The sequence below is a fragment of the Streptomyces sp. NBC_00483 genome (assembly GCF_036013745.1).
In the GTDB taxonomy this organism is placed as follows: Bacteria; Actinomycetota; Actinomycetes; order Streptomycetales; family Streptomycetaceae; genus Streptomyces.
The window spans coordinates 8,329,206-8,351,012 of record NZ_CP107880.1; the positions used below are offsets into that span (position 1 = coordinate 8,329,206).

21 protein-coding genes are annotated in these 21,807 nt (G+C 68.4%); 12 read left to right on the forward strand and 9 right to left on the reverse strand.

All coding sequences use genetic code 11. The features are described 5' to 3' along the window. Positions 1 to 233: 233 nt before the first annotated feature. Together OHA73_RS37170 and OHA73_RS37175 are read left to right on the forward strand one after the other, a co-directional pair. Positions 234 to 899: an SDR family NAD(P)-dependent oxidoreductase gene (locus tag OHA73_RS37170; RefSeq protein WP_266722671.1), complete on the forward strand. Its 666-nt coding sequence runs from the start codon at positions 234 to 236 to the stop codon at positions 897 to 899. 64 nt (positions 900 to 963) lie between these two features. After that, entirely contained in the window at positions 964 to 1,431 is a 468-nt protein-coding gene (locus OHA73_RS37175) for a cyclophilin-like fold protein (RefSeq protein ID WP_266722673.1), read from the forward strand. A 57-nt stretch (positions 1,432 to 1,488) separates the two neighbouring features. Here the strand turns inward: OHA73_RS37175 and OHA73_RS37180 are convergent, their stop codons facing one another. The 6 genes from OHA73_RS37180 to OHA73_RS37205 all read right to left on the reverse strand — a co-directional run bounded on the left by OHA73_RS37180 (position 1,489) and on the right by OHA73_RS37205 (position 8,096). Then, entirely contained in the window at positions 1,489 to 2,265 is a 777-nt protein-coding gene (locus OHA73_RS37180) for an IclR family transcriptional regulator (RefSeq protein WP_266722675.1), read from the reverse strand. A 108-nt stretch (positions 2,266 to 2,373) separates the two neighbouring features. After that, positions 2,374 to 3,864 (reverse strand): NAD-dependent succinate-semialdehyde dehydrogenase, encoded by a 1,491-nt coding sequence (locus OHA73_RS37185; RefSeq protein WP_266722677.1) that lies wholly within the window; start codon positions 3,862 to 3,864, stop codon positions 2,374 to 2,376. Positions 3,865 to 4,024: 160 nt separating this feature from the next. Further along, on the reverse strand, positions 4,025 to 4,708 hold the full coding sequence (locus OHA73_RS37190; RefSeq protein ID WP_266722679.1) for an aspartate/glutamate racemase family protein: 684 nt from the start codon (positions 4,706 to 4,708) through the stop codon (positions 4,025 to 4,027). A 95-nt stretch (positions 4,709 to 4,803) separates the two neighbouring features. Next, positions 4,804 to 5,652 (reverse strand): class II fructose-bisphosphate aldolase, encoded by an 849-nt coding sequence (locus OHA73_RS37195; protein ID WP_266722681.1) that lies wholly within the window; start codon positions 5,650 to 5,652, stop codon positions 4,804 to 4,806. Continuing rightward, positions 5,652 to 7,100, reverse strand: coding sequence for a four-carbon acid sugar kinase family protein (locus OHA73_RS37200; protein ID WP_266722683.1), 1,449 nt, complete (start codon positions 7,098 to 7,100; stop codon positions 5,652 to 5,654). The genes OHA73_RS37195 and OHA73_RS37200 overlap by 1 nt, the downstream gene beginning before the upstream one ends. A gap of 156 nt (positions 7,101 to 7,256) precedes the next feature. Continuing rightward, a complete protein-coding gene (locus OHA73_RS37205; protein ID WP_266722685.1) occupies positions 7,257 to 8,096 on the reverse strand; it encodes a hypothetical protein in 840 nt (279 codons plus the stop codon). A 298-nt stretch (positions 8,097 to 8,394) separates the two neighbouring features. On the opposite strand from OHA73_RS37205, the gene OHA73_RS37210 reads away from it, so the two are divergent. The 10 genes from OHA73_RS37210 to OHA73_RS37255 all read left to right on the forward strand — a co-directional run bounded on the left by OHA73_RS37210 (position 8,395) and on the right by OHA73_RS37255 (position 19,881). Continuing rightward, on the forward strand, positions 8,395 to 9,219 hold the full coding sequence (locus OHA73_RS37210) for an SDR family NAD(P)-dependent oxidoreductase (protein ID WP_327657289.1): 825 nt from the start codon (positions 8,395 to 8,397) through the stop codon (positions 9,217 to 9,219). A gap of 78 nt (positions 9,220 to 9,297) precedes the next feature. Beyond that, positions 9,298 to 10,749: an aldehyde dehydrogenase family protein gene (locus OHA73_RS37215; RefSeq protein ID WP_266722689.1), complete on the forward strand. Its 1,452-nt coding sequence runs from the start codon at positions 9,298 to 9,300 to the stop codon at positions 10,747 to 10,749. A gap of 71 nt (positions 10,750 to 10,820) precedes the next feature. Then, a complete protein-coding gene (locus tag OHA73_RS37220; protein WP_266722691.1) occupies positions 10,821 to 11,612 on the forward strand; it encodes an HpcH/HpaI aldolase family protein in 792 nt (263 codons plus the stop codon). Between the two features lie 39 nt (positions 11,613 to 11,651). Beyond that, on the forward strand, positions 11,652 to 12,638 hold the full coding sequence (locus tag OHA73_RS37225) for a ketopantoate reductase family protein (RefSeq protein WP_266722692.1): 987 nt from the start codon (positions 11,652 to 11,654) through the stop codon (positions 12,636 to 12,638). A gap of 401 nt (positions 12,639 to 13,039) precedes the next feature. Next, complete coding sequence (locus tag OHA73_RS37230; RefSeq protein ID WP_327657290.1) at positions 13,040 to 14,464, forward strand: MFS transporter; 1,425 nt, start codon at positions 13,040 to 13,042, stop codon at positions 14,462 to 14,464. 18 nt (positions 14,465 to 14,482) lie between these two features. Further along, positions 14,483 to 15,511 carry a zinc-dependent alcohol dehydrogenase family protein gene (locus OHA73_RS37235; protein ID WP_266722696.1) on the forward strand — a complete coding sequence of 343 codons (1,029 nt, stop codon included), beginning with the start codon at positions 14,483 to 14,485 and terminating at the stop codon, positions 15,509 to 15,511. Between the two features lie 62 nt (positions 15,512 to 15,573). Beyond that, positions 15,574 to 17,073: an aldehyde dehydrogenase family protein gene (locus OHA73_RS37240; protein WP_266722698.1), complete on the forward strand. Its 1,500-nt coding sequence runs from the start codon at positions 15,574 to 15,576 to the stop codon at positions 17,071 to 17,073. 25 nt (positions 17,074 to 17,098) lie between these two features. Further along, complete coding sequence (locus OHA73_RS37245; protein ID WP_266722699.1) at positions 17,099 to 17,971, forward strand: LysR family transcriptional regulator; 873 nt, start codon at positions 17,099 to 17,101, stop codon at positions 17,969 to 17,971. A 61-nt stretch (positions 17,972 to 18,032) separates the two neighbouring features. Continuing rightward, complete coding sequence (locus OHA73_RS37250; protein WP_266722701.1) at positions 18,033 to 18,827, forward strand: MBL fold metallo-hydrolase; 795 nt, start codon at positions 18,033 to 18,035, stop codon at positions 18,825 to 18,827. A 175-nt stretch (positions 18,828 to 19,002) separates the two neighbouring features. Beyond that, entirely contained in the window at positions 19,003 to 19,881 is an 879-nt protein-coding gene (locus OHA73_RS37255) for a hypothetical protein (RefSeq protein ID WP_266722703.1), read from the forward strand. A 15-nt stretch (positions 19,882 to 19,896) separates the two neighbouring features. On the opposite strand, the gene OHA73_RS37260 is transcribed toward OHA73_RS37255, so the two are convergent. From OHA73_RS37260 to OHA73_RS37270, 3 genes are all read right to left on the reverse strand, one after another. Next, positions 19,897 to 20,379: a hypothetical protein gene (locus OHA73_RS37260; protein ID WP_266722705.1), complete on the reverse strand. Its 483-nt coding sequence runs from the start codon at positions 20,377 to 20,379 to the stop codon at positions 19,897 to 19,899. A gap of 26 nt (positions 20,380 to 20,405) precedes the next feature. Continuing rightward, positions 20,406 to 20,933 (reverse strand): cupin domain-containing protein, encoded by a 528-nt coding sequence (locus OHA73_RS37265; RefSeq protein ID WP_266722707.1) that lies wholly within the window; start codon positions 20,931 to 20,933, stop codon positions 20,406 to 20,408. A gap of 72 nt (positions 20,934 to 21,005) precedes the next feature. Beyond that, positions 21,006 to 21,773, reverse strand: coding sequence for a glucose 1-dehydrogenase (locus OHA73_RS37270; protein ID WP_266722709.1), 768 nt, complete (start codon positions 21,771 to 21,773; stop codon positions 21,006 to 21,008). Between the last annotated feature and the right edge of the window lie 34 nt (positions 21,774 to 21,807).

The window sequence follows — 21,807 nt, forward strand, 5'->3', positions numbered from 1 at the left end:
GGAGCAGAACTTTCTGATCAGTGCGGTGGAAGAAGCGGCGGACACGGCGGCCGCGACGGCAGTCGGGTGTGTCCTTGTACAGGACACCAGTCCTGCCGCAACTGAGGGAGTCCCGGTCGGAGGGGGTACTGAGAGGGACTCCCCAGGCGCAAGATCGCTGCTTAGCGTGGAAGACCTGAGTGGACGGTGGCCACGCCCCGGCCGCGCACCAGGAACACACCAGGAGAGATGTCATGACGACCATCGCCATCATCGGCGCCGGCCCCGGGCTCGGTGCTGCCGTGGCCCGCCGCTTCGGCCGCGAGGGATTCTCCGTCGCGCTGATCTCACGTACGAAGGAGAACGTCGAGGCCCTTGCCTCCGGCCTGTCCGCCGAGGGCATCGAGGCCCGTGGATACACCGCCGACGTGCAGGACCGCTCCGCTCTTGCCGGCGCGCTCGCGGCGGCCGCCGAAGACCTCGGCCCGATCGACGTGCTCCAGTACAGCCCGGTCCCGCGCCGGGACTTCCTGCGTCCCGTTCTGGAGACGACGGCCGACGACCTCGGCGCCGCCGCCGAGTTCTCGATCCTCGGCCCGGCCGTCGCGGTGGGGCAGGTGCTGCCTGCCATGACGGAGCAGGGGCGAGGCACGATCCTGCTGGTGAACGGAGGGAGCGCGGCCCGCCCCAACGGCAACGTGGCCGGAACCTCGGTCGCCTTCGCCGGTGAATCCGCGTACGGCCAGCTGCTCCATGAAGCCCTCGCGGAGCGGAACATCCACGTCGGACAGCTGATCATCCCCGGAGCCATCGGCGGCGGCGACCCCCTGTACGCCCCCGAGGCGCTGGCGGACCGGCTGTGGACGATCCACGTCGAGCGCGGCCCGTTCCGTACGACCGTCGGCACCGGTTCGGTCTGACACCGTGCGCATACCTGAGAAGCGGCCATCAGTGGGTGGTCGATGGCGGGGCGTGTCCCTGGCGATGTCAGCGGCCCTGTGCTTCACCCTCGCGTCGTGCACGAACGACACGAACGGGCAAGCAGCAGAACCGAGTTCACGGACAACCACGTCCTCCACGAGCGCCGTGCAGGGGCACGCCACGCCCATCCACATCAAGATCGGCGATCGAACGGTGTCGGCGACGGTCCGGGACACCCCGACTGGAGCGGCCCTCCTCAAGCAACTGCCACGCACGCTGAAGTTCGAGGACCTCAACGGCGCGGAGAAGGTCGCAAAGCTCCCGAAGGAGCTGCCGATGAAGGGCATGCCGGAAGGTGACAACCCGAAAGTCGGCGACCTCGGCTACTACGCGCCGTGGGGAAACCTCGTCCTCTACTACGGGGACGTGGACTACTGGGACGGCATCGCCCGCATCGGACGCATCGATTCCTCGGATCTGGCCGCGATCTCCGGCCAGTCGGGCGACTTCACCGCAACAGTCGCGCGTTGACGTCCGGCGGCGGAGTGCTGCGCGAGCGGGCGTTGGCCCTCCCGCGCGCCGGATGCATCAGCTGTCCTGACTCTCCATCAGGCGCTCCGAGATGGTCGTCGCCGCCTGCTTGATGGCCTTGACGGCGTGCTCGACGTCCACGTCCCGCCGTTCCTTCTCGTCCCAGGCCGTGCCCACACTGCCCAGCGCCGTCTTCTGGTCGGTGAGGATCGGTGCCGCGACGCCGTAGACGCCGGGGTTGAACTCCCCGACGGTCAAGGAGTATCCGTCCTTCTTGATCTTGCCAAGGTTGGCCCGGAAGGTGCTCCAGTCGCTCCCCAGGCCGGCGTTCTCGATCTCGTCGCGCTGGCGTGGGTAGATGGCCTTCAGGCGGTGATGGGGGAGATGCGCCAGGATGACCTTCGAGATGGCGCCTTGGAACAGTGGGCGCCGCTGTCCGCGGCTGAACCGGTTCTCCGGGCTGTCCGGGGCGCGGCACTCGCCGACGCAGAGCACCGAATCCCGGTACACGGTGCAGAGGAGGGCCGAGTGTCCGATCGTGTCCACCAGGTCCTCGAGGACGCCGTGACTGGCGAGTAGCAGCGGGTCCGTCTGGCGCATCTGCAGATCCATCTCGATGATCCGCGGGCCGAGGGTGTACAGGCCGCTGGTGACGGCGTTGAGCAGCCCTGCCTCGTGCAGGGTCTTGATGTAGCGATACCCCGTCGACCTCGAGGTCTCAAGAGCCTCGAGGATCTCGGCTGTCGACCACACCGGCTGTTTCTCGCTGAACAGCTCCAGGATGTGGAGCATCTTGGCCAGGCTCGCGCTGCCCTGAGTCGCTGTCTCTGTCACCACTGGACAATATCCCGCGATGTGGGATAGCGTCAAAGTTTCGGTCCGGGCCCGCACCGTACAGGGTGCCGGTTCAGGCCCGGGGCGTTCTCGTCATGGACCGCCACGTCACACCCGCGGGACCGCCAGGTACTTGTATTCGAGGAACTCCTCGATGCCTACACGGCCGCCCTCGCGGCCGAGCCCCGAGGCCTTGATGCCGCCGAAGGGTGCAGCGGGGTTGGACACGATGCCGGTGTTCAGGCCGACCATGCCGACCTCCAGGGCCTCGCTCACCCTGAAGCCGCGGTCCACGTCCTGCGTGAACAGGTAGCCGGCCAGGCCCCACGGGGTGTCATTGGCCATGCGGATGACCTCCTCTTCCGTGTCGAACGGAATGACGGGAGCCACCGGGCCGAAGATCTCCGTGGTCAGGAGGTCCGACTGCACCGAAACGTCCGAAAGGACGGTGGGGGAGTAGAAGTAGCCCGCACGGTCCGGCCGGTTGCCGCCGCAGACGACCTTCGCGCCCTTGTCGACGGCGTCGTCGACGAGTTCCTGCACCTTCCGCAGGGCCTTCTCCTCCACGAGGGGCCCGACTTCGGTGCCCGGCTCCAGGCCGTCGCTCACTGCCAGCGAGTCCAGTCGGGCTGCGAGGCGGCGGGCGAACTCCTCGGCGACGGGCCGCTGGGCGAAGATCCGGTTTGCGGCGGTGCAGGCCTCGCCCATGTTGCGCATCTTGGCTGCGAACGCCCCTTCGACGGCGCGGTCGAGGTCTGCGTCCTCGAAGACGATGAGGGGTGCGTTGCCGCCGAGTTCCATCGACGAGCGCATGACGTGCTGGGACGCCTGCTCGAGGAGGCGTACTCCAACCTCGGTGGATCCGGTGAAGCTGATCTTGCGGGCGATGCCGCTCGACATCCACGGGGAGACCACCGAGGACGCCTTGGTCGTACACACGATGTTGAGGACACCTGCGGGCAGTCCGGCCTCGATCAGGATGTCCGCGAGCGCCAGGGACGACAGCGGGGTGAGTGCGGCGGGCTTGAACACGATCGTGCAGCCCGCCGCGATGGCCGGCCCGATCTTGCGGGTGCCCATGGCGAGCGGAAAGTTCCACGGCGTCACGAGCACACAGGGGCCGACGGGTTCGCGCGAGACGAGGATGCGGTTCTTTCCGTCGCCAGTCGTCGTTGCGTCGCCGCCGATGCGGACGGCTTCCTCGGAGAACCAGCGGAAGAACTCGGCGGCGTACGCGACTTCGCCCTTGGCCTCGGCGAGCGGCTTGCCCATCTCCGTCGTCATGATGAGGGCGAGCTGGTCCTGTCGCGCCATCAGGAGGTCGTATGCGCGGCGCAGGATCTCACCGCGCTCACGGGGGGCCGTCCTGGCCCAGTCGTTCTGTACCCGGCCCGCGGTTTCGATCGCACGCAGGGCGTCATCGGGACCGCCATCGGCCACGGTCGCGATGACTTCCTCGGTGGCCGGGTTGACGACGTCGAAGCGGGCGCCGGACGCGGCGTCGCCCCACTGGCCGTCGATGAAGACGCCGGTGTTGACCTTGGCGATTGCCTCACGTGCCTGCTCGGAGCTGCCGGGGGCGCTGACGTTGCTGGGCATGACAGTCCTTCAGTTCCCTTGGTGTGTCGGTCTCTGGACGGTGGAAGCCGGGGCGCTGGCCGTGGTCGTGCTCGGGCGGCCGTTGTCCCGGACGGACAAGCGGGAGCCGATACGCCGCAGCACAGGGCCATGTGAGCCCTGTGCTGCGGTACGGACAGGTTCAGGCCGTCTGCTTCTCCAGCACACGCACCGCGTCCTCTGCCCCACTGCGCGGGCTGCAGAGCACCGGCTTGCCGACTGCCTCGGCGATCACGGGGGCCAGCCGCGCCATGGACGCCTGGGCCAGCACGATCGCGTCGACCTCCGCGGCGAGCTTTCGGGCCCCGTCGAGCACCATCGCGTCGTGGCGGTCGCGGTCACCGGACATGAGTACGGAGAAGGCTCCCTCGGAAAGAGCCTCCTTCACGGTGATGTCGCGACCGGCCGCCTGGGCCTTCTCCTTGACGAGGGCGCAGGTCGGCGGCAGCGTCGTGGGGACCGTCGCCAGGACGCCGATGGTGTCCGCGGTCTCGACCGCCGACGCGGTCATCGCGTCGTCGATCTTGACGATCGGGACGGAGACCAGGCGTCGGGCCACGTCGATGGCCGGGCCGAGGGAGGAGCAGGCGGAGAAGATGACATCGGCTCCCGCGTTCTCCGCGGCCTGCGCCAGGTGCACCATGCGCTGGGTGCTGGCGGGCGAGACCTCACCGTCGTGCATGACGGTCGCGAGCACGTCGCTGTCGACGAAGTGCATGACCTTGGCATTCGGTGCGAGTTCGGCGAGGTAGTCGTTGATGACCGGCTCGACGTTGACGAACACGAGGCTCGTGTGCAGGACGGCGATCTTGGGGGTGGTGGACATGGTGGCTCCTTATGACGGGGTGTGGTGCATCGGCCCGGGTACCGAGAGCGGCACGAGGGCGCGGTACAGGTGGGTGCTGAGGTCGGGGGTTTCCCTCAACGGCGCGGGCTCAGACGGCCGATGACCTCCAGGGCGGCGTCCCGGACCGCATCGCGGCCCGCCGCCCACACGGACACGACGTCGGAACCGGGCAGCGCCGACGGGAGGGTCGTGTGGACGGCCTCCAGGTAGGCGCGGCGCAGTTCGGCGTTGACGTTGACCTTGGCGACGCCGCGGGCGAGGGCGCCCTGTAGCTCCTCGACGGGCAGACCGCTGGCGCCGTGCAGGACGAGCGGGACCGGTACGGCCTCGTGGAGGGCGGCGAGCCGCTCCAGGTCCAGGTGGACGCGGTCCTTGGTGAAGCCGTGGACGTTGCCGACGGCGACGGCGAGTGCGTCCACGCCCGTCGCGGCCACGAATTCGGCCGCCTGTCGCGGATCGGTCATCGTCGCGGACTGCGCGACGGCGTCGGTGGAGACGTCCTCGTCGCCCGGCAGGGCTCCGAGTTCGGCCTCCACCCAGGCTCCGTGGTCGCGAGCCCGCCGGGCCGCTTCCTTCGTCAATGCGATGTTCTCAGTGAACGGCAGGTGGGAACCGTCGACCATGACCGAGGTGTAGCCCGCCTCCAGGCAGGCGGTGATCTCGTCCAGGTCCCGGCTGTGATCGAGGTGCACACCGAGGTGGGCGTCGGAGCGGCCGGCCGCGTCCAGCGCCAGCCGCATCAGGGCGTCGCGCCCCGCATGCTTGAAGGGGCTGGAACCCGCCTGGATCAGGACCGGCCGGTCCGCGGTCTCGGCGGCGGCCGTGATGCCCTGGACCGTCTCCAGGTTGTAGGCGACGAACCCGGGCAGGGCGTGACCGGCGGCCGCGGCCTCCTTCAGGGCATCGGTTCCGTGCAGCAGCATCAGGTGCTCCTCAGCAGGTCGAGGGCGTCGGCGAGGGCGTCGGTGCCCCCGACGTTGCCGGCGAAGACGATGTAGGGGATGCCGGCGGCGGGGCCGTCCACCGGTTCCCAGAGCGAGACGATGCCGGGCAGCAGGGTGCCCCGGGCCCAGGCGCGGCGGATCTCCAGGCCCTGGGTGGCGGTGTCGCTGGAGGTGATCCCGCCCTTCGCGATGACGAAGGCGGGCCGCCGGGCGGCGTTGACCTGGCGCACGGCCTCCACGAGTGCGGCGGAGACCCGGCGGGAGATCGACAGACTGTCCTCCGCGTCGGCACCGGTCACCAGCGTGCGGGAGGTGCTGATCACGGCGTCGGCCGAATCCAGCGCGCCGGCGGCCGCGGCCGCGACCTCGGCGATGTGGGAGTCCCGGCGTTCCTCGTCGAGCAGGAGGGCCACGTCCAGCTCGTACTCGGCGATTCCGCCGCGCTCGCGCAGCCGGTCCAGCTGCTGTGTGGTGAGCGTGACATGGGACCCGACGACGATGAGACCGTGCGGCGCGTCCCCGTGCAGCGGGTGCAGCTGCGCCGGGGTGAGCGGTGCCCGAGCCGCCTGTCCCGAGCGGGCCCTGACGAAGGATGGGCCGACCCGGTACACCAGTCTTGTGCCGCTCTCCTCCGCCTGGACGAGGGCCAGGGCGAGCACCCGAAGGTCGTCGTCGCACACCGCGTCGACCACGGCCGGGCGTCCGTCGCGCAGCGAGGACAGCAGCCGCGCCGTGTGCTCCGGTCCTCCACGGCGCAGGTCGTCGAGGGTGACGCGCAGGACCTGGTCCGCGGGCACGCGTCCGCCGGTCTTCTCCTCGACCCACTCCGGCAGCTTCGAGCTGCGGTAGCCGAAGGTGGCGTCGCGGGCGAACTCGCTCTCGCCTACGGGGAGCAGCCCGTCGGCCGTCCGCATCCAGTGGCCGGAGTCGACCGTCAGTCGTCCCGCCTCGATGTAGGCGGGAACCAGTACCACTCCATCCGGAGTACCGGCGCCCAGATGTGTCAGCGTCTCGGCGAGGACATCGGTCTCCAGCGGGAAGTGGCCGCGCAGTGTCGAGTCACTGCGGCTGGCCAGGACATACGTCGTGCCCTCGGCCGCCGCCGCCACGTGCAGGGCGCGGACCACCTCGCGGTTGCGGGCGGCGGCGTCCTCGGGGGAGAGGCTGCGGGTGTTGGTGAGGACGAAGAAGGCGGCGCTGTCCTGGCGCAACGCCCAGCGCAGGTCGTCCACCGTCCAGGACGTCAGGACGGGTACATCGGCGACCGTCTGGGTGCCGGTCGGATCGTCGTCGAGGACGATGAGTCGCGAGCCGCCGGAGATGCGGGCGGCCACTTCCGCGGCGCTCACCTCGCGGACCGGCGGGAGCGCGTCAAGCACGTCGGCCTCGGGAACGGGCCGCGTCTGGGCATGGAGGGGTGGGGGCATGGTGAATCCCTGACCTGCTGCGAGTGGTTGAGGTGATGTCAGTGGGCGTCACGAATTGACGGAACCCCGGCGTGGCAGGCGTCGCGGGGTCCGGCCCAGTGGGTGACTCCCGCGGGGCAACGCGGAGCCGTGGCTGCGTGTTGCCCCGCGATGGGTTCAGAACGTGTGCAGCACCATGCGCAGGAACTCGGCCGGCTCCGTGGCCTCGACCGCCACCGGGCCTTCGTTGGCCAGGAATTCGTACCCGGTCTCCGGCCCGTACTCGCTGCCCCCGGCGGTCACCCTGCCCTTGGTCTGGAACAGGATCTCGATGGAGTCGAACCGGCCCGCCCGGTAGACCGCGCCGGCGTCGAGGCGTACGAACCCGATGCGCAGGTCGCGTTCCGTGAAGCGGCCCAGCCACTTCTCCTCGACGCCCGCGTCGTCGCTCTTCTGCCAGTCGTAGGCCTCCGGGTCCATCGCGATGACATCGGTGTAGCGCGGAGCCGCGAACCGGAGCGCGCCGCCCGTGGCGTGCTCGAAGATCGCTTCGGAGCCGTCCTTGCTCTGGGCCACGCCGTTGTCGTCGGTGTAGTGGTACAGGCCCTTCTTGAACTCGCCGAGCTTGTTCAGTTCGGCGTTCACCGCTTCGCGCCGCGCGACGCTCAGGTAGCCCTGGCCGCTCGCGCCGCCGCACTGCAGCACCATGGTGCGCAGGCCTTCGGCGCGCTCCTGAGGGCCGTAGTGGATGCTCTCAGGGAAGTATCCGACCCAGCCTTCCTTGAGCACCTCGGTCTCGGTGTAGGGCAGGTCGCCCTGGATGACGTAGCGGATCTGGTCGAAGTTGTGCCGGTGGCGCGGGGTCCGCCAGCCGCCGCCGCCCGTGAGGCCCATGTTGAGGTCGAAGTTGTTCGGCGAGTCGTCCTCGCCGAACAGCAGGTGCTTCTGGTCGAGCTTCCCCTCACGCATGGTTCCGACCTGCTCGGTGTCGGTGTCGGATGCCTTGCCTACACGCATCTGAAGCTCCTTCGAAGAATCCATCACTGAGTCAATGTCGCCCGGCGGCGAGAGCCGATGAGTCGGGGCGCTGGGCCGGCCCGGTGTCGTCCTGCGGTGGAGCAGGGAGGGTCGCCGTTTCCATTGACGATATCCCACATGGCGGGATACTGTCCATGGGTCATCAGGGGTTACTACCCCGGTGCTCACGGGTGAGGCTCACGCGAATACGCGGCGCCACCCGCTTATCAGCCCTGCATTCGCAGCCACTTTCCCCGCCGCATTCCGATCGCGAAGCGCGACGCCAGGAGGACTGACCATGACGACAACACCCTTGACCCACGCCCCACATGACTCCGGAGTGCCGGCGTCGGCGCGGGACTTCAGCGTGGCGGAGCGGGTGGTGATCGTGACCGGCGCCGCCCAGGGCATCGGCCGGGAGCTGGCGCGCCAGTTCGCCGCGGCCGGAGCCTTCGCCGTGGTGGCCGACCTCGACCTCGGCAAGGCGGAGACCGTCGTCAAGGAGATTCACGAGGCCGGCGGGACCGGCCTGGCCGTCCAGGTCGACGTGGCTGACGAGTCATCGGTGACAGCCATGGTCGACACCGTCATGGACCGGTGGGGCCGGATCGACGTACTGATCAACAACGCGTCGGTCTTCGCGACCATCGAGAAGGGCCCGTTCGACGAGATCCCCCTCGCGCAGTGGGAGCAGGTGCTGAAGGTCAACGTCACCGGGACCTACTTGTGCGTGCGGGCGGTGGCTGCACACATGCGTACGGCCGGCTTCGGCCGCATCGTCAACGTCTCGTCCGACGCGGTGACCCGAGGCACCGTCAACTACCTGCACTACGTCACGTCCAAGTCGGCGATCATCGGCATGACCAACTCGCTGGCGCGTGAACTGGGCAGCCACGGGGTCACCGTCAACTGCGTGCGCCCGGGCTCCGTCGCCACGGAAGTCGAGCGCACCGTGAACCCCACCGTCGAGGTCCGCCAACGCGCGGCGTCACTGCAGTGCATCCCGCGCGGGATGGTGCCCACCGACCTCGTCGGCGTCATGTTCTTCCTGGCCACACCGGCGTCCGCGTTCATCACCGGACAGACGATCGCCTGCGACGGCGGCTACACCCACAGCAGCTGAGCCGAATGGTCGGCCCGTAACCGGGCCCCGGCCACACACCAACAGACAAGCAACACACAGGTCGAGGAGGCCCCTCTCATGAGGCAGTACCCGCACCTCTACATCGACGGTCAGTGGACCGAACCGATCGAGCCCCGCGAAGTCGAGCTCATCGATCCGACCCGCGAGGAGGCCTTCGCCCGAGTGGCTCTGGGCAGCGCCGCGGACGCGGAGCGGGCCGTCGCCGCGGCGCGCCGCGCGTTCGACAGCTTCTCCGCCACGTCGGTGGACGAGCGGATCGCACTGATCGACCGCGTCGTCGACGCCTACGAGTCGCGCATCGACGAGTTCTCCGAGCTGATCGCCCGCGAAGTCGGCATTCCCGTGGCCAATCGAGCTCAGGTCACCGGCCCGGCCCAGCACATGCGCGTGGCCCGCGACCTCCTGCGCGAGTACCCCTTCGAGTCGCGGATCGGCGGTGCCGTCGTCCGCCGCGAACCGATCGGCGTGTGCGCGCTGATCTCACCGTGGAACTGGCCGGTCCAGACCGGCGTCATCAAGCTGATCTACGCGCTGGCCGCCGGATGCACGGTCGTGGCCAAGCCCAGCATCAACTCCGCAGCCAGCGGCGCGCTTTTGGCCCAGGTCCTGCACGAGGCGGGCGTACCCGCGGGCGTCGTCAACCTGGTCAACGGCAGGGGCCGCGACGTGGGCGACACCTTCTCCCGTCACCCGGACGTCGACATGGTCTCCTTCACCGGATCCACCGGGGCCGGCCGACAGGTCGGGGCCGCCGCCGCGGACACGGTGAAGCGCCTCTGCCTCGAACTCGGCGGCAAGTCCGCCAACATCGTGCTGCCCGACGCAGACCTGGAGCAGGCCGCGCGCTGGAACATCCAGCGCTGCTTCTTCAACGCCGGCCAGTCCTGCCACGCCCCCAGCCGCATGCTGGTGCACGAGAGTCAGATCGAGCAGGTGGTGCCCTTCCTGGTCGACGAGGCCCGCCGCTTCCGCCTGGGCGATCCGCTGGAGAGTTCGACGACCATGGGTCCGGTCGTCAGCGCCGGTCAGTTCAAGTCGATCAGGGACCACATCCAGAGTGGCCTCGACGAGGGCGCCCGGCTCGTCACCGGCGGCCTGGAGCGCCCCGACGGCCTCGACCGCGGGTACTTCGTGCAGCCCACGGTGTTCACCGGAGTCACCCCGGACATGACGATCGCCCGGGAAGAGGTCTTCGGACCCGTCCTGGCCGTCCTGCCCTACGGCACCGAGGCCGAGGCCCTGAGCATCGCCAACGACTCGGTCTACGGGCTCGGCGGCTTCGTCTTCGGCGGCGACCGCACGCGCGCCCGCCGCGTGGCGAACGGACTGCGCGCCGGACGCGTCAGCTACAACGGCGCGGCAACGGACTCGTACACGCCTATGGGCGGCTACAAGCAGTCCGGCATCGGCCGCTCCATGGGCCGCTTCGGGCTCGAGGAGTATCTCGAGGTCAAGTCCGTGTACGGGTTCGAGGACGAGGCGCAGGAACTGCCGCCGCTCTTCGGCTGAGACATCCACTGCCACCGCCCGGGCCTCCGCGCCGGCCGAGGCACCCCCAGTCAGTCAGGAACCTTCCGAACATGAGCAACGAAGCCAGCCCTCTTCTGCGCAATCCCGCCAAGGAAAAGCTGTTGCGTGGCGAGACGGTGTACTCGATGACCGCACGCCTCGTGCGCACCGTCGACATCGCCGCGATCGCCCACTCCGCGGGGTTCGACTCCATCTACATCGACATGGAGCACAGTCCTTTCCCCCTGGATGCCGCGAGCCAGATCTGCATGGCCTGCAACCACTTGGGTGTCACCCCGCTCGTCCGCGTCCCGGGCCTGGACCCGTCCTTCATCGGCCGGGTCATGGACTCCGGGGCCATGGGCATCATCGTGCCCGGGGTGAACTCAGCCGACGAGGTGCGTGCCGCAGTCCGGGCCGTCAAGCACGCACCTCTGGGCGAGCGCTCCCTCGCGGGTTCCCCGCCCCAACTGCACTTCCGCTCGTACCCCGCCGACCAGACCATCCGCGCGCTCGACGAGACCTCCATGGTGGTGGCCCAGATCGAGACACGCGCAGGCCTGGACGCGGTGGAGGCGATTGCCGCCGTCGAGGGCGTGGACGTCCTCCTCGTCGGCGCGAACGACCTCAGTCTCGAGCTGGGCATCCCGGGGCAGATGGACCACCCCGAGCTGCACAAGGCGTACCTGCGCATCATCGAAGCCTGCCGCGTGTACGGAAAGACCGCTGGCGTCGGCGGCCTCGGCGGACGCCCGGACCTGATCCGCCAGTACCTGGACCTCGGTGCCGGCTATGTCTCCACCGGCAACGACATCTCCTTCCTCAGCGCTGCCGCGGCCCAAAAGCGCCGGCAGTTCGACTGACCGGCCCACCCATCACGTAAGCAGAGAGCGAGAGCACACATGAAGATCTGCGTATACGGCGCGGGAGCCGTGGGCGGACACATCGCCGGACGACTCGGCGCGGCCGGGGCCGATGTCTCGGTCATCGCCCGTGGCCGACACCTGGCGGCGATCCAACAGGACGGGCTGCGGGTGGAGACCCGCGACGGCGAACTTGTCTCGCACCCGGTGGCCACCGACCGGCCCGGCGATCTGGAGCCGCAGGACATCGTCATCGTCACCGTCAAGGCGCCCGCCCTTCCGGCCATCGCCGAGCACGTCGGTGCGCTGCTGAAGAAGGACGGCCTCGCGCTGTTCGTCATGAACGGCGTGCCCTGGTGGTACTTCCACGCACACGGCGGGCCCCTGGACGGCACCCGCCTTCAGCGCCTCGACCCCGAGCGGGCGCTGTGGGACCACGTCGGCCCCGAGCGGGCCGTGGGCGCTGTGGCCTACACGGCGTGCAGCGTGCCCGCACCGGGAGTGATCCGGGCCGAGAACGCACGCAACCGCCTGCTCGTCGGACGCCCCGACGGCGGATCCGACTCCAGGCTCGACGCGCTCGCGTCGCTGCTGACCCCCACCGGCCTGGAAACCTCCGTCACGCCGAAGATCCGCGACGCGATCTGGGCCAAGCTGACCATGAACCTGATCGGAGGCTCGCTGGCCGTCCTCAGCGCCTCACCCATGAAGGACGTGCTCGACAAGCCCGCCGTCGCGGGCACCGCCAAGGCCATGGCGGCCGAGGCCGCCGCCGTCGCCCGCGCCCTGGGGTGCGAGCCGGGAGACCCGGAGGAGGGGCTGGCCAAGCTGGCGAAGTCCGGCCACCTCCAGAGCATCGCGCAGGACCTGCTGGCCGGACGGCCCATGGAGATCGACGCCATGTTCCGGGTCCCCCTCGACCTGGCGGAACGGGCGCAGGTACCGACACCCAACCTCGACCTGGTGATCGACCTGGCCACCCAGCGTGCCCGCGCCGCAGGCCTGTATCACGACACCAACAGCTGACAGATCCGACCTCGTACGAGCATCGCCCCGAGCGCCCCGTAACCGGATGGCAACCCTCTCGAACCATTGACGAAGTCCCACAATGCTGGATACCGTCAATTTGTCGCCGCGGGGAGTCGTGCGCCGTCGCCGCTGAGTCGCTGACACGTCGCGTCGATGTGTCACAGCAAAACTGGCAGGTCATCCGGGTAGAGACGGTCCACTCGTACGAAGAGGCGTCGTCCCACAAACACACCGTCGTGTTCGCGTTGTTGTGCACCGAGCACCGAGCCAAAGGCAAGACGCATGATCGGACAATGTCGATCGAACCCATGCGGGCATAGCGATACCCTCCTGTTCGCCCTTCCTGCCGGTTCCTGTGATGTCACCACCCGCCCGGTACGGCCGGGAGGTGTCGGCTGATGGATACGCGCATCAATGCGGGCCGCCGACTCGACAGTCTTCCGATAGGGAAGTTCCACAGGCGCCTGGCGCTGCTGGTCGGCCTGGGCCTGTTCTGCGACTCCTTCGACAACACACTCTCGGCCGGTGTGCTGGCATCGATGCTGGACTCCGGCTTCTCGACGCTCGGCCTCAACTCGCTCTTCCTGTCGGTCACGTTCGCCGGCCTCGCGATCGGAGCGGCCTTCGCGGGCTGGCTCGGAGACCGGATCGGACGTGCCTTCGCCTTCCAGTTCAGCCTGGCGCTCTTCGGAATCCTCGCGCTGTGCGCGGCGCTGTCGCCCTCCATGGAGGTGCTCATCGTTCTGCGGGGCCTGATGAGCATCGGCCTCGGTGCCGAGTACGTCATCTGCTACGGAATGATCACCGAGTTCATTCCGCCGGGCCGCCGCGGGCGCTACCTGGGCCTGCTCGGCATTTTCGGCGGAGTCGGTGTCTCCATGTCGTCGATCCTCGGCTGGGTGGTCATTCCCGCGCTGATCTGGCGCGGCATGTTCGTCATCGGTGGCCTGTTCGCACTGGGCGCCTGGTGGCTGCGCCGAGGGCTGCCGGAGTCCCCGCAATGGCTGGAGTCGCGCGGCCGGCACGAGGAAGCCGAGGCCGTGATCCGGCGGATCGAAAGGGAGTCCGGCATCCCGAGCCGGGAGACCGCCCCGACTCCGGTCACGCACGGCGCGGTTGGCTCGGTGGAGGAGAAGGCCGAGTGGGTGCCGATCACGGTGCTGTTCTCGCGGCCTGTCATCCGGCGCACCCTGATGGCTCTGATCCTCACCGTCACCTGCCTGTTCGGCTCCTACGTCGTCACCGGCTGGATGCCCACGTTCTTCGTGGAGCAGGGGATGACCGTGTCGAAGTCCCTGGGATTCAACGCGGCCATCATGTCCGGCTACGTGGCGGGCCCGCTGGTGTGCATGTTCATCGTGGACCGCCTCGGTCGGCGCACCAGCATCATGCTGTTCGGAGTGCTCTCGGCGGTCTTCGCCGGCCTCTACCCGTTCATGACGGCTCCTGCGCTGGTCATCGCCGTCGGCTTCGTCCTGGTTGCCACGGTGGCGTCGTTCCTGACACTGGGCCTCGGCACGACCCCCGAGTTCTTCCCGACCGCCTTCCGTTTCCGCGGCGGCGGCTTCTCCCAGACCGTCGGCCGCATCGGCCTGATCTTCTCCCCCTTCGTCGTCCTGTGGCTGTTCAACAGCTCCGGGGTCCTCGGGGTGATCCTGGCCGTCTGCGGCATGTACGTCGTCGTGACCGTGCTCAACGGCGTGGCCGGTGTGGACACGTCCCGTGACGCGCTGGAGCAGATCGCCCCCGGCGGTGATGACACCGATGATGTGTCGCCGGCCGTCATTCCCGCGGCGCCCCAGACCACGCCGCCCACCTCCTGACCATCAAGGAACGTAGACATGCAAGCAGTTGTATTCCTGGGCGAGGGCAAGCTCGACCTCCGTGAGGTTCCCGACCCGGTGCCGGGACCGGACGAAGTCGTCCTTCGTATCAAGGCGTCCGGCATGTGCGGCAGCGACCTCCACCACCTCCACGGCCCGCACCGCACCGGAGTGGAGCTGGTGATCGAGGGCCACGAGCCGTGCGGAGTCGTCGAGTCGGTCGGCGACGCCGTACGCCCCAGCGAGGCCAAGGTGGGCGACCGGGTCATGGTCCACCACTACGACGGGTGCCGCACCTGTCGCTACTGCCGCTCCGGCTGGACGCAGTACTGTCCGAACGCCCGCACGGTGTACGGCGGTCTCGACGGTGACGGCGGCCACGCGGACTTCATGAAGGTGCCGGCGCACACGCTCATCCGGCTGCCCGACGAGCTGTCGTTCAAGACCGGCGCGGCCATCTCGTGCGGCACCGGGACGGCCTTCGGAGCCATCAAGCGGGTCGGCCTGTCAGCAGACGAGACCGTCGCCGTCTTCGGACAGGGGCCGGTGGGTCTGAGCGTCACCATGCTGGCCAAGGCCTTCGGTGCCCGGGTCATCGCCGTCGACGTCGAGCCCTCGCGCCTGGAGATGGCGAAGAAGTTCGGCGCCGACCATGTCATCGACGCGACGCAGCAGGACTCCGTGGCCGCTGTCCGCGCCCTGACCCGGGACGGCGCGGGCGCGGACAAGTCCATCGAGTGCAGCGCCAATTCCGCCGTGCGGCGTCAGTCGGTCCAGGCGCTGCGTCAGTGGGGCACCGCCTGCATGGTGGGTGTCTTCGGCACCATCGAGCTGGACAGCCAGGAACTCATCCAGCTGCAGAAGACGGTCGTGGGCTCGCTGACCTTCAGCAAGAATCTCCAGGAGGAGTGCGCCCAGTTCGTGGCCGAGCGAGGCCTGGACGTGGAGTCGCTGTTCACCGACGAGTTCCGCCTCGACGAGGCAGAGCGGGCTTACGAGTTGTTCGACCGACGCGAGATCGGCAAGGGCGTCTTCGTCTTCGACTGACGTCGGACGTCGGACGTCGAAGTCCAACGACGCAGCATCGAAGGCCATGTGAGAGGTAAGCAGTGACCACATTCCAGCAGAGCGCCGCCCCGGGCGAGCAGGCCCAGGCCTTCGTGGCCCGCGCCGCGCACCAGCACTTCATCGACGGCGAAAGCGTCCCGGCCGAGTCCGGACAGACACTGACCACCATCAACCCCTCGACGGGTGAGGACCTGGCGCGGCTCGCCGCCGGCGGCCAGGCGGACGTCGATCGCGCGGTCCTCGCAGCACGCCGTGCGTTCAACGGCCAGTGGAGTACCTGGACTCCCTACGGGCGCCAGGCGCTCCTGACCCGGATCGGCCAGATCCTCGACGAGCGGTTCGAGGAACTGATCCAGATCGAGGCCCTGGACATGGGCGCCCCGGTCTCCAGGCTGCGGGGCAGCAAGCCGGCCTTGCTGAAGATGGTGTCGTTCTTCGCCGCCCAGGCGGCCAACATCAGCGGTGAGACGCTGATGAACGGCATCCCCGGCAACGTCACCACGATGACGTTGAAGGCCCCGGTCGGGGTCGTCGGCGGCATCATCCCCTGGAACGGCCCCCTCAACGGCCAGTTCTGGATCATCGGTGCCGTCCTGGCCAGCGGATGCACCGCAGTGCTGAAGCCCTCCGAGGAAGCCTCTCTGTCGGTGCTGCGGGTGGCGGAGATCCTGCACGAAGCCGGTGTCCCGGCAGGAGTCATCAACGTCGTCACCGGCCTGGGCAAGGAAGCCGGCCACGCCCTCGCGGCCCACCCGGACGTCGACCGCATCGCCTTCACGGGGTCGACCCAGACCGGCCGCAGCATCATCGAGGCGTCCACCGCGAACATCAAGAAGTTGCAACTCGAACTCGGCGGCAAGTCGGCGGACATCGTGTGTGCGGACGCCGACCTGGACAAGGCGGTACCGGGCGCCGCCATGGGTGTGTTCGCCAACTCCGGCCAGATCTGCTTCGCCGGCACGCGAGTACTCGTCCAGCGCTCCATCGTCGACGAGTTCACCGAACGACTGCTGGCGTTCACCGACACGCTGCGCATCGGGTCCAGTCTGGACGACACCGCCACCCTGGGCCCGCTGGTCTCCCAGGCGCAGCTGGACAAGGTGCTGTCCTACATCGATGTCGGCCGAACGGATGGAGCCCAACTGCTCCGCGGGGGAGAGCGGTTGGCAGGCGAGCTGAAGAACGGCTACTTCGTGCAGCCGACCATCTTTGGTGATGTCACCAACGACATGCGCATCGCCCGTGAAGAGATCTTCGGCCCCGTCCTGTCGATCCTGCCGTTCGACGACGTGGACGAGGCCATCGCCATCGCCAACGACAGCGAGTACGGCCTCGGGGGAGCGGTGTGGTCGCAGAGCCTGTCTACCGCCCTCAGCGTGGTCCGCGGCGTACACACCGGAACGATGTGGGTGAACTGCTACGGCCACATCGACCCACTGGTCGGATTCGGCGGCACCAAGATGAGCGGCTACGGCTCCAAGGGGAGCGCCGCACACATGGACAACTACCTCTACACCAAGAGTGTCTACATCGAGCTGTAACGGCTGCCTCGGACAGGAACGGCTCATGGACGCACGGCAACTCGAATACTTCCTGGCCGTGGTCGACCACGGCAGCTTCAATCGCGCGGCGGCCTCCCTGCATCTGGCGCAGCCGTCGCTCTCCCAGGCGATCCGCAACCTGGAACGTGAACTGGACACCCTGCTGTTCCATCGCATTGGCCGACGCATCGAACTGACAGAGTCCGGACGGGCGATGATCGCGCCCGCCCGGCAGGTTCTGCGGGACATGGAGACCGCACGGGCTACGGTGGAATCGGTGAAAGGGCTGCGCACCGGACGGCTGGAGATCGCGAGCATGCCCTCGCCCGCGGTCCAGCCGCTGTCCGCGATGATCGGCGCCTATCAGCGTCACCATCCCGCCATGCAGGTCGACGTCCGCGCCGTACCCACCGCCGATGCGGTGGTCGAGCACGTACGCACGGGAGCGGTGGAGATCGGCCTTGCGGGCACGGCCACGGAGTTGCACTCGCCGGACGTGGAGGTACATGCCGTCGCCCGACAGCGGTTCGTCGTGCTGGCCCCGCCCGACGGGCCATTGCCACCGGGCCGGGCGGTGGCCCTGGAGGATCTGGCCGGCCTGACGGCGATCGTCGCCCCGCGGGGCACCAGGGCCCGGCAACTCTTTGACGAACTGCAAGAACGTGGTGTGCCCGTGCGCTACGGGGTGGAGGCCGGGCACCGTGAGGCCATCCTGTCGCTGGTGCTCCAGGGCACCGGGATCGCCGTATTGACCGAGGCTTGGGCGGACCTGGCACGCAAGGCAGGCGCGCTCGTCCTGGACCTGGAGCCGCCGGAGTACCTGCATGTCTCTCTGGTGTGCAGGAGCGCACCGCTCACCCCGGGGGCCCAGTCGTTCCTGGACTGCGTACTGAAGTAGAACTCCCGACGAAACGGGCCATCACCACCCTCCGGGCACATCGACAAGCGGGAGCAGTGAGATGAAGGTCGGAAACCTCGAGATCGTGCCGATCGTCGACGGCACTTCCCACGAGCCCATCGAGAACGCGGTGTCGCACCCGGACGGCAAGATCTGGGACTGCGTGGACCACCCCACCGATGAGAACGGGCGCATCCGTCTGGACATCGGCTCCTTCCTCGTCCGGATCAAGAACCGGACCGTCCTGATCGACGCGGGTGGCGGTGTGTTCGCGGACGAGGGAACACGGACCGGTGCGCTGCTCGACAACCTCCGTCGTGCCGGAGTTGATCCGACGGATGTCACGGACGTCTGCTTCACTCACATGCACTGGGACCACGTCGGCTGGTCGACGACCGATGGTGACATCACTTTCCCGAACGCGACGTACCGGATGCACGAGAGCGACTGGGCCTACTTCATGACCGGCCCGACCGCTGTGCCGAAGATCCGCGACCTGCTCATGCCGATCGAGTCACGAGTCGAGCCCATCGATGCCGAGGCCGAGCTGCTTCCCGGCCTCATCGCGCGCCCCGCACCCGGTCACACACCCGGCACGACCATCTACGTGATCCACGACCAGGGCGAGCGAGCCCTTCTGCTCGGCGACACTCTCCACACCGTGGGTGAGCTGACCGAGCCCGAGTGGATGGGCATGTGGGACGTCGACCCTGTCGCGGCCGGCATCATGCGTCAGCGCATCGCCGATGAGCTGGCTGACTCCGGCGATCCCTTTGCGCCGGCCCACTTCCCGGAGCTGGCCTTCGGCCGGCTGGTCACCCTCGATGGGCTCCGCAAATTCTCCTGGGCGTCGTAGTCTTCGTTGCCCGTCTGAACAGCAACTCGCCTCTGGGCAAGGGCCGGTAGGGTAGTGCTCTTCGGGCTGCTCGGCTCCGGAGTCCCAGAGGCGACTGCCCATGAATCTCCGCCCCTTGACGGCTGGTTCCGATGACGCGATACACGCTGTGTGGCGGCTTCCCGCCGCTGATGCGATGCGCGGCCACCGAGCCCTTTGGTGGACCATCGGCCCCGCCGGTGAGCTTGCTGTCCTACTGGTCCACCGGCGATATCTGAACCGCTCCCGCTATATCAAGGGGTGGGTCGGGTGGAGGCCGCAGCTCCCGTTCACGGGGGAGCTGGTCACCATCATCGGACAGGAGCAGCGGCGCATCCTGGTGAAGGACATTCGGATGTGGCCCAGCCACTTGGCCCTGCTCTCGGATCGCCGATTACTGCTGGTGAAGGGGCGTACGTCCCGCAGCGAGCCCGAGGGAGCCTGGGCCTCCAACGCGGTGGTGTTCTCGCCGTCCGGAACGCCTGAGGCCGAGTTCTGTGTCGGTGACGACATTCCAGCCCTGGTCACCGACGCCCACGGAGGTATCTGGACGGCTTACGGGGACGAGGGCATCTACGGCGGCCACCCCGAGTCGGGAGCGGGCCTCGCAGGATGGGACACCCAGGGCCGGGCCTCCTGGGCTCCTCAGCGCAGACTGCCCGACCACCCACTGGAAGGCTGCACCGCGGCGACCGAGAACGAACACGTATGGCTCGTCTGGTACTCCGGCAACGGCAAAGTCGGCACCTACCTGACGCGGATCACTCCGTCCACCGGTGATGTCGCCAGCTACCGCAGCCCCGTTTCCGACCCCGACGGGCTCGCGATCCGCGGCAACAGGGCAGTTCTTACCAGCCGTCACCACAACAAGCGGTCCGTCGACCTCATACGTGCCGAACTCGACGGCGCCACCTGGACCGTCACCAGCCGCCGTCGGCTACGTGTGCCCGGCCGGGTCGTCATGAAGTGCGGGCAAGGCCGTGACGGTTCCCTTTGGCTCCGCACGGGTGACACCTGGCTGCGCATCGAAGTGTGAAGAACGTCAGCGCTCCTACCCGCTCTTGGTGAGGGGAAAGGAGGTGTACACGAACGTTGCCGGCCGGGGGCGCAGGTTTCGCAGGTCGTGCATGCTGTCCCGCAGGACGACCGAGTCTCCGACGCCGAGTGTCACTTCGCCGTCCTCCAGCAGCACGACCAGCTCACCGCTGAGCATCGTGATCACATGCAGAGAGGGGTCCGTGTGCAGGTCCGGTGCCGCGGGCCCGTCGCCGTTTGCGGCCGGCACCGTGAGGATTCGGACCACGGCTCCTTCTGCTGGGGCGTCTGGGCCCAACGTCCACTCGGGCTCCGGGTGATCGTCCGGCCCGGCGGGAATGTCCCGCTGCTGCCACACCTCCTGGAGCAGGATCCCGTTGGGGAGCCGGGTGCGGGGCACGGCTTGCTCGTCGGCGACGACCGTGGAGGCGCCGGTGGCGTTGAGACCCACGATCACGCGACGCGCAGAGGTGGGCAGGTCGGGGTCCTCGCGCTGCATGGTGTCTTCCCTTTCTGGTCGCGCGGTCAGCGGATCACGCTGATGTGAACTGCCGAGACCACGACGGGCTCGTCGGTCCGATTCCGCCAGGCGTGCTTGGTGCCGCGCTGAACGATGGTGTCTCCCTGCCGCATGGTCGTCTCGCCCGCGTCGAGCAGCACGCACGCCTCCCCGGAGATGACCGTGACGATGTCGATGGTGTCCGTGGTGTGCATGCCGGGTGCGTCCGTCGGATCCACCGCGTCGGCGGCGCCCGACTCTGCCAGGATGCGCGCGTAGCCCCCTTCGTAGTCCCATTCACTGTCAGGGGCGAAGGCTGTGATGACGTAGTTGTAGCCGGCGGGCGGCGGCGGGATGACCGCGGCGTCGCCGGGGCCGTTCGTAGCCATCACCGGAGTGGGCACCTGGGTGGCCTGCCACAGGTGGTTCCGGGTGTAGCCATCCGCGACAAGGCGGTCGGTCGTCGGACCGTCGCTGACGAAGGTCGATCTGCCGTCGTCATCAAGTCCGGTGACGATCAGACGCGACTGAAATTCACGGTGCTCTCCAGCCATGCTGGTGTTCCTTCCAAGTGGTGATGTGCTCGGCCGTGGGATGTGTGCGTTGGTGAGATGTGCGTTGGGGTGTCAGATGCCGACTGTCTGACCACCATCGATGACCATCGCGTGGCCGGTCGCGAACCCGCCGAGGTCGGACGAGAGCCAGAGCACGGCGGAAGCGATCTCCTCGGGGCTGCCCATCCTGCCGACGGGCTCCTGGCCGATCACTCGGGCGCGGCCCTCGGGGGTGCCGCCGGAAAACCTGTTCATCATGGGCGTTTCGATGATGCCCGGGCAGATCGCGTTGACCCTGACGCCCTGTGCGGCGTAGTCCAGCGCCGCCGACTTCGTCAGGCCGATCAGCCCGTGCTTGGCGGCGACGTACGCGGCCTGCCCTCGGATCCCGACCACGCCGGCGCCGGACGACGTGTTGACGATGGAGCCGCCGCCGTTGTCGAGCATGGCGGGGATCTCGTACTTCATGCACAAGAACGCGCTGCGCAGGTCGATGTCGAGCAGCTGCGACCACTCTTCCTCCGCGATGTCGACGAGAGGCGCCGGGGGCTGCTCGATCCCGGCGTTGTTGAACGCGATGTCGAGGCGGCCGAATTCGCGGACCGTCTGCTCGACAGCAGCCCGGATCTCGCTGGAAGACGTGACGTCGCACTTGACGGTGAGCACCCGGCCGCCGTGCTCGGCGGCGAGTCGGGCGGTCTCTTCGTTGCCGGCCGAGTCGATGTCGGCCACGACCACATCAGCACCCTCGGCGGCGAAGGCCCTCGCCGTGGCACGGCCGATGCCGCTACCGGCGCCGGTCACGAAGGCGACCTTGCCGGCGAACCTCTGTGCAGTCATTCTCTCTCTCGCTTTCTGTCATGAACCAGGGGTG